The 6707-nt window shown below is 29.7% G+C and carries 5 protein-coding genes; all 5 read left to right on the top strand.

What is annotated here, in order from left to right:
• The first annotated feature begins 326 nt into the window (after window positions 1-326).
• The 5 genes from MWH30_RS13175 to MWH30_RS13195 all read left to right on the top strand — a co-directional run bounded on the left by MWH30_RS13175 (window position 327) and on the right by MWH30_RS13195 (window position 6354).
• Window positions 327-968: a hypothetical protein gene (locus MWH30_RS13175; RefSeq protein WP_248664558.1), complete on the top strand. Its 642-nt coding sequence runs from the start codon at window positions 327-329 to the stop codon at window positions 966-968.
• A 29-nt stretch (window positions 969-997) separates the two neighbouring features.
• Window positions 998-3421: a transcriptional repressor LexA gene (lexA, locus tag MWH30_RS13180; protein ID WP_248664559.1), complete on the top strand. Its 2424-nt coding sequence runs from the start codon at window positions 998-1000 to the stop codon at window positions 3419-3421.
• 164 nt (window positions 3422-3585) lie between these two features.
• Window positions 3586-4134, top strand: coding sequence for a hypothetical protein (locus tag MWH30_RS13185; protein ID WP_248664560.1), 549 nt, complete (start codon window positions 3586-3588; stop codon window positions 4132-4134).
• A 93-nt stretch (window positions 4135-4227) separates the two neighbouring features.
• The gene (locus MWH30_RS13190; protein WP_248664561.1) at window positions 4228-4842 is read left to right on the top strand and encodes a putative outer membrane beta-barrel protein; all 615 of its coding nucleotides are present in this window, start codon (window positions 4228-4230) and stop codon (window positions 4840-4842) included.
• Window positions 4843-4932: 90 nt separating this feature from the next.
• Window positions 4933-6354, top strand: a complete 1422-nt coding sequence (locus tag MWH30_RS13195) for a leucine-rich repeat protein (protein WP_248664562.1) — start codon at window positions 4933-4935, stop codon at window positions 6352-6354.
• The last annotated feature ends 353 nt before the right edge of the window (window positions 6355-6707 follow it).

Below are 6707 nucleotides of genomic sequence, written 5' to 3' on the forward strand. Positions count from 1 at the left end.
TCTAATCCTTCGTAAACACTGCTATAATAAGTGTTTGCGTGGGGTCTGTTTACCTAGTAAGTGTCGAACTCGGGTTTGGTTTGAATGAAGGAAAAATTCAACTAATCAATAAATAATACTATGCAGGTGCATAATTCTATTTATGGTTAATTGTAGGTGATTGTCGAAATATGAAAGCAAAGAAATTCAAATGATGCCTTAAAAAAGTTAGTAAAATTAATCTTAGATAAATTAACCCTTTTTTTATTCCCTACTTAAGAAATATTTATATAATTTGTTATTTGCCGGAATATGTCGAACTATAAAAAAGAGAAAGGATATTTAAAATGAAAGAGAACAATAATCTAAAAGTTTTTATGGATAAAAGTGGTGAGATTAAATCCTTGGAAGATTTCGAGAAGGAACTTCCGAACATACCAACTTTAGATTTAGCAATAGGTTTTGCAAAAATTAATGAATTCCGTAAAAAAATCAAAAAAGTTAGAGATAAAGCTCGTGAAGAACTTGTAGGAAGTAGAAAAACAAACTATGAAGATGGAAGGATATTAAAAGAATTAGAGACTGGTAAAAAGTATTTGTCTATTGATAAAAAAGGTAATATTAGAATTAAAGTTGACGGGACTGAAGTAGCTAAAGTAGTAGATAATACAAAAATTACTTTTAACACTAAAAAAGCAAAAGAAATCTTAAAACAAAAAGGAATATATGAAGAGACAGCTGAGGTGAAATTAAAAATAAACGAAAATAAAAAAATGTATGAAAAATTAGTTGATATTGCTAATTCAGCTAAAAATGCTGGAGATAAAGAAACATTTTGGAATATAAAAAGACTCTTAAATACTCATTTTGAAATTAAAAAAGAGCTTTCACAAAAGAAAATAAAAGAAATAATTGAAGAAGGTAAATTAGATAAAGAAGAAATAGAAAAAGTTGTGGAGACTAAGAATAAATATTCTTTATATACATAAATTGAAATTTAACGAGGAGGAGAAATTACATGTATTTAAATGTAGAACAGAAAAAAATAATCCGAAGCGAGCCAAATGGTCACAGATTAGTCAAAGGAGTTGCAGGCTCAGGAAAGTCAACAGTAGGAATTCATAGAATTCCTTTTTTATTGGAAAATTTCTGTGAGAAAGATGACTCTATCTTATTTGTCACTTTTGGAAGTACTCTAATCAAATACATAGGATATTTATATAAAAAAGCAGAAAATGAAAGCAACAAAAATTATCAATCCTTTGAAAGAAGTAGCAAAGTAGAAATAAAAACAGTTAATAGTCTTGTTGCTAGATATTATCATAGGTATAAAAAAGAAGATGAAAAAGCAAAAATAATTAGAAAATCACGCAAACGCAAAATTATCAAAGATGGAATTGCTAAGTTAAAAGAACAGTATCCTGATGTCAGTATTTTAAATCAAAATAATATTGGTTTTTTAGCTAATGAAATTGAGTGGATTAAAGGTTGTAACTATCTTGAATTAGAGGAATATCAAAATGCAAATAGATTAGGAAGAGGAACTCAAGAAAAAGACGGACCTCAAAGATTGAACAAAAACTCTGATAGTAGAAAATCAATATTCGAACTAATGGAATATTATAATAAAAAATCAAGAGAAGAAAAGCGAATTGATTATAAAGATATGGAAATTGAGGCCTTAAATATAGTCAAGAGCAATAAAGTAGATCAATATACTCACTTAATTATAGATGAATGTCAGGATTTAAATAAAGTGCAACTCTTGTTTTTAAAAGAACTGTATGATGATACAAAGGATTATTCAAGCATTACTTTTCTTTCTGATACTGCTCAAAGCATATATTCTCAAGCTTGGTTGGTTAATGGTCGTCCTTTTACTAGTATTGGCTTCGATATGACTGGAAAAAGTAATATTCTAAGTAAAAACTACCGAACTACAACTCAAATTGCTGAAACAGCCTATAGCTTTATTGAAAATGATAACAATATTATAGATGATGAGCATTTTGTAAAACCATCACTAATAGATAAGCAAGGAAGTTATCCAATTTATAAAAGGTTTTCTACAGATGAAGAACAGACTAATTTTTTAATTCAGGAGATAGAAAATAAATTAAAAGTTAATTATGATTACAAGGATATTGCCATAGTAGCTCGAACAAAGAATCAATTAAATAACTTGAAAGACGAACTTACTAATAGAAATACCCCTGCCGAGATCATAAAGACAAATAGTGAGCCTGACTTTGATAATAACACTATTAAATTATTAACTATCCATTCCATTAAAGGGCTTGAATTTAAAGTTGTAATGATCATTGGCATCAACGAAGGAGTTATTCCCTACTACACAAAAGGCAGTAATAAAAAACAAGAAGAAACTAGCGAAAGAAAATTGCTATATGTAGGTATGACAAGAGCTACAGAATTATTGTATTTATCTAGTAGTGATACTCCATCAAAGTTTATTTCTGAAATTGATTTTAATCTATTAAGATTGGATACTAAAAGCAAAATATGTAGTTTTTACAAGGTATGTTCTAGTGATTATAAATTTGAAGAAAAATTAAATGATAAGTATTCAGCTGAAGAAAAAGTACGACAGTGGCTGGTTAATGAACTGCTTAATACTTATAAATATCCTAAAGAACTATTAGAGATAGAATATAAAGTTAAAAGTTTTTCTAAAACAGGATATGTTGATTTAGCTATTTTTAAATATAATGAAAATAACAAACGACAGCCATATATTTTTATAGAAGTTAAATCTTTAAATGAAAGTTTAGACGATGGACTTAAACAACTAAAAAGTTATATGAGCAATAATAAGTTTTGTCAATTTGGAGCAGTTACTAATGGAAATAAGTTTATTGTAATTAATAAAGATTTTGAACCAATTAATGATATTCCTGAATTTGATAACTCAATGTTAGCTAAGGGAATTGAAGAACTTGAATATATTAATATCAATAAAAATAGCACTTATATGATTAGGAGAAATAAAGATTTTCCAAAAGAAATTGAAATAGATAATAATAAGTATCCGAGTGAAAAACTTAAGAAATTATCAACCTACGGAGATATTTCAGCTGGCGAAGAGATATTTATTAATCAGGATATAACCGAAGAATTCTATATGCCAAAAAATTGGTTTAATAGTTATTATGACAATTTTATATTAAAAGTTAAAGGAAATAGTATGATAAATGCTAATATCAATAGTGGTGATTATGTAGTAATTAAAAAACAAAACAATGCTCAAAATAGTCAAATAGTTGCTGTATATCTTAATGAAGGAGTTACTTTGAAAAGATACAGAGAAATGGGCAATACTATTTTGCTTATTCCTGAAAACGAAGACTATGAACCAATTCAAATGAACAATGGCAATGTTCATATTTTAGGCGTTGTTGAAGGTATAATTAAGCCTAAATGTTAAGATTATTTAGAACTCTTATTAATGAATATTATGTGATTCACTCAATTGATTTTGGATAAGAAATTACGAAAAATCGGAAGTTGTAAATTTATTAATATAAAGAATTCTTGCAATACTATTGCTTTTAAATATATAAAAATCTAATGAGGGGGAACTTTTCTAAGATGAAAAAATTAGTAGTTGTTTTGTTAGTTTTGAGTTTGATGGTGGTTGGGATTGCTGGTGCTGGTATTGCTGGTGAGAATCCGTTTTTAGATGAAGATGGAGATGTTCGTGAAGATGTTGAAGTTGGCGATGTAAAAGAAGGCTATATTCTACGAGAAGATGGTATTGGTCAGCTTTATATAACGCCTGTTGAGGAAAAAGTCGAAGAAGAATATAAAGAAAATAAAGCCGACCCTTTTATACAAGGGGCTTATAGTTTCTTTCTTCCGGGTTTAGGTATGCTTGGAGCGAATAATGACCGAGCATTCAAACATTTAGGCATAGGTGTAGGCGGTGCAATTGCTACTGGTGTAGTATCATCACAAACCACTAATAATACCGTCAGATTAGGTGCTAACCTTGCCTATTTTGCTTTTGGTGCTTATAGTGCTAGAGCTAGTTATCGCGAGGCTGAGGACTATAATAGCCGGCTTTTGGAGGAGTTAGAGAATACTTATTTGTCATTTGATAGCGAAGGCGTTAGAGTAGGTTATAATTATAACTTTTAATTTTTAATATGCGTAATCAATAGTATTGCAAGAATTTATTTTAGTTCAAAACAAATCAAACTAATTATAATAATTACTAAGGAGTGGTCCTAGTTGAAAAGGAAATTTTTAATTATAGTAGCCGTGGTTTTGACGCTTTCTTTAATAAGTTCAGTTGCATTTGCAAACGAAGATATTGAAAAAAATCAAGATCAATTATTAGGATTTGATGAAGAGAAACCAAGCTTTAGTGCTTACGCTGGAGTTGCCTATGATATGTTGGAGTTAAGCGAGGTTTATGATAATGATGGGGTTGCATTTTATACTGGTGGGCGAAAATGGTTAAACGATGATATTGCTGTTGGTTTAGAAGGGGAAGCTATTTTAGCTAGCTCCGATTTTAATCATTCAGATTTCCCAACAGAAGGGGTTAAGATTTTCAATATTTCTGGATTATTTACATATGAAGTATTAGAAGGGATATATGCTATTGGTGGTGTTGGCCCTTATTTTGCATCTTTTGATGATGGTGATGGAACTTTTAGCGATAATACTATTGGTTTAAAAGTTGGTGCTGAAGCCAATTTTGCTTTAACAGAAGATATTAATCTTGTAGGTAGAATAGCTTATAGAGAAGCAGAAATTGATGATTTTGAAGCGAATGATACTATGGGTACAATAGACATTAGCGGTAGCCAAATTGGTATAGGTGCTACTATGGGCTTTTAAGTTTTTAAATAATAGCATTTTAAAACTTCCTAAATGACTTATATCAATTTATGTAGCTTATTAAACTAAATTACTAAGGAGGAGATAATGTTGAAAAAAAAGATAATTCTTGCTCTATTAATAGGAGTAACATTGATATTAACTGGTTGTAGTACCTATTATTCAATTGAAACAGAAGCACAGGATAAAGGGGATATTGAAATATCACCAACTCAAGATGAATATGAAGAAGGGAAGAAAGTAACAGTTACAGCAGTAGCAGATGATTCTTATGACTTTATAGGTTGGTCAGGTGATCTAGAAGGTAGTGAGAATTCTAAGGAAGTAAAGGTTTCTAGTGATTTGAATATTGGTGCAGAATTTGCAACTAATCCAGATTATTTTCAATTTGATAAAGATAAAGGAACTATTAAAGATTACAATTTAGAAGCTGGAGGAAAAAATATTGTTATTCCTTCTAAAATTGATGGAGTTAGCGTTACTAAAATTGGAGTAGGTTTCCAGTCGCACTTCCAATCTCACCCCCGACCTGAAGATAGATTAAGCTCAGTAGATATACCAGATAGTGTTACCGAAATAGGTGATAAGGCTTTTAGCTATAACAATTTAATATCAGTAGATATACCAGATAGTGTTACTAAAATAGGTGATCGGGCTTTTAGATATAATGATTTAAGCTCGGTAGATATACCTGATAATGTTACTGAAATAGGTGAGAGAGCCTTTAGTAATAATAATTTAAACTCAGTAGACATATCTTATGGTATCAATACTATAGGTAGTCAGGCTTTTAGCGATAATAATTTAATATCAGTAGATATACCAGATAGTGTTACTGAAATAGGTGATCGAGCTTTTGAGGATAATGATTTAAGCTCAATAGATATACCATATGGTGTGAGTAAAATTAGTGATAGTACTTTTATTAGTAATAGCTTAGAATCAGTAAATATACCAGATAGTATTACTGAAATAGGTGATCAAGCTTTTAAGAATAATGATTTAAAGTCAGTAAATATATCAGCCAGTGTTAACACGATAGGTAATGAGGTTTTTAGAGACAATAAGTTAACTACAGTAGAATTAGAAAAAAATATTACTGAAATAGGTATTAGCACTTTTAGAGATAATAAGTTAACTACAGTAAAAATACCTAATAGCGTAAAAAAAATAGATGTTAGTGCTTTCCAAGATAATGAATTAACTTCAGTAGAAATATTGGATGGCGTAGCGAAAGTAGATGCTCATGCTTTCCGAGGTAATAAATTAACTTCAGTAGATATGCCTGATAGTGTTACCACAATAGGTGCTAAGGCCTTCATGGAGAATGATTTAACAAAAATCAAAATTCCAGATGATGTAGAATTAAGATATAATCAAGACTTTAGGTATGGTCTTAATCGAGGTGATTTAATAGGATATAGAACTAAATTTAAAGAATATTATAATGAAAGAGATAAACAAGCTGGAACTTATGTATTAGAAAATGGAGAATGGGAGTTAGAGAATTAATAATATAGAACATGATTTTTTATATCAGAATGCTATGTCTTTAGGATATAGCATTCTGATATTTATTTAAAAATGGAAAGTAATCGGAAAAAATCAGCTATTACAGATGGCTTACAACCTTTAAGAACTTCTAGCACTATTTCCATCTTAAATTCAGGATCATAAGTTTCACCTTTTGGCATTATTTTTTACCCTCTATAATTATTATAAAGTGTTAACTAACCTTTTGTCCAACATCAATAGGGGGCGTCACAGATATTTATATAAAGAAAGGATTTTAACCCGAGTTCGACACTTACTAGGTAAACAGACCCCACGCAAACACTTATTATAGCAGTGTTTACGAAGGATTA

The organism is Fuchsiella alkaliacetigena, assembly GCF_023227765.1.
In the GTDB taxonomy this organism is placed as follows: Bacteria; Bacillota; Halanaerobiia; order Halobacteroidales; family Acetohalobiaceae; genus Fuchsiella; species Fuchsiella alkaliacetigena.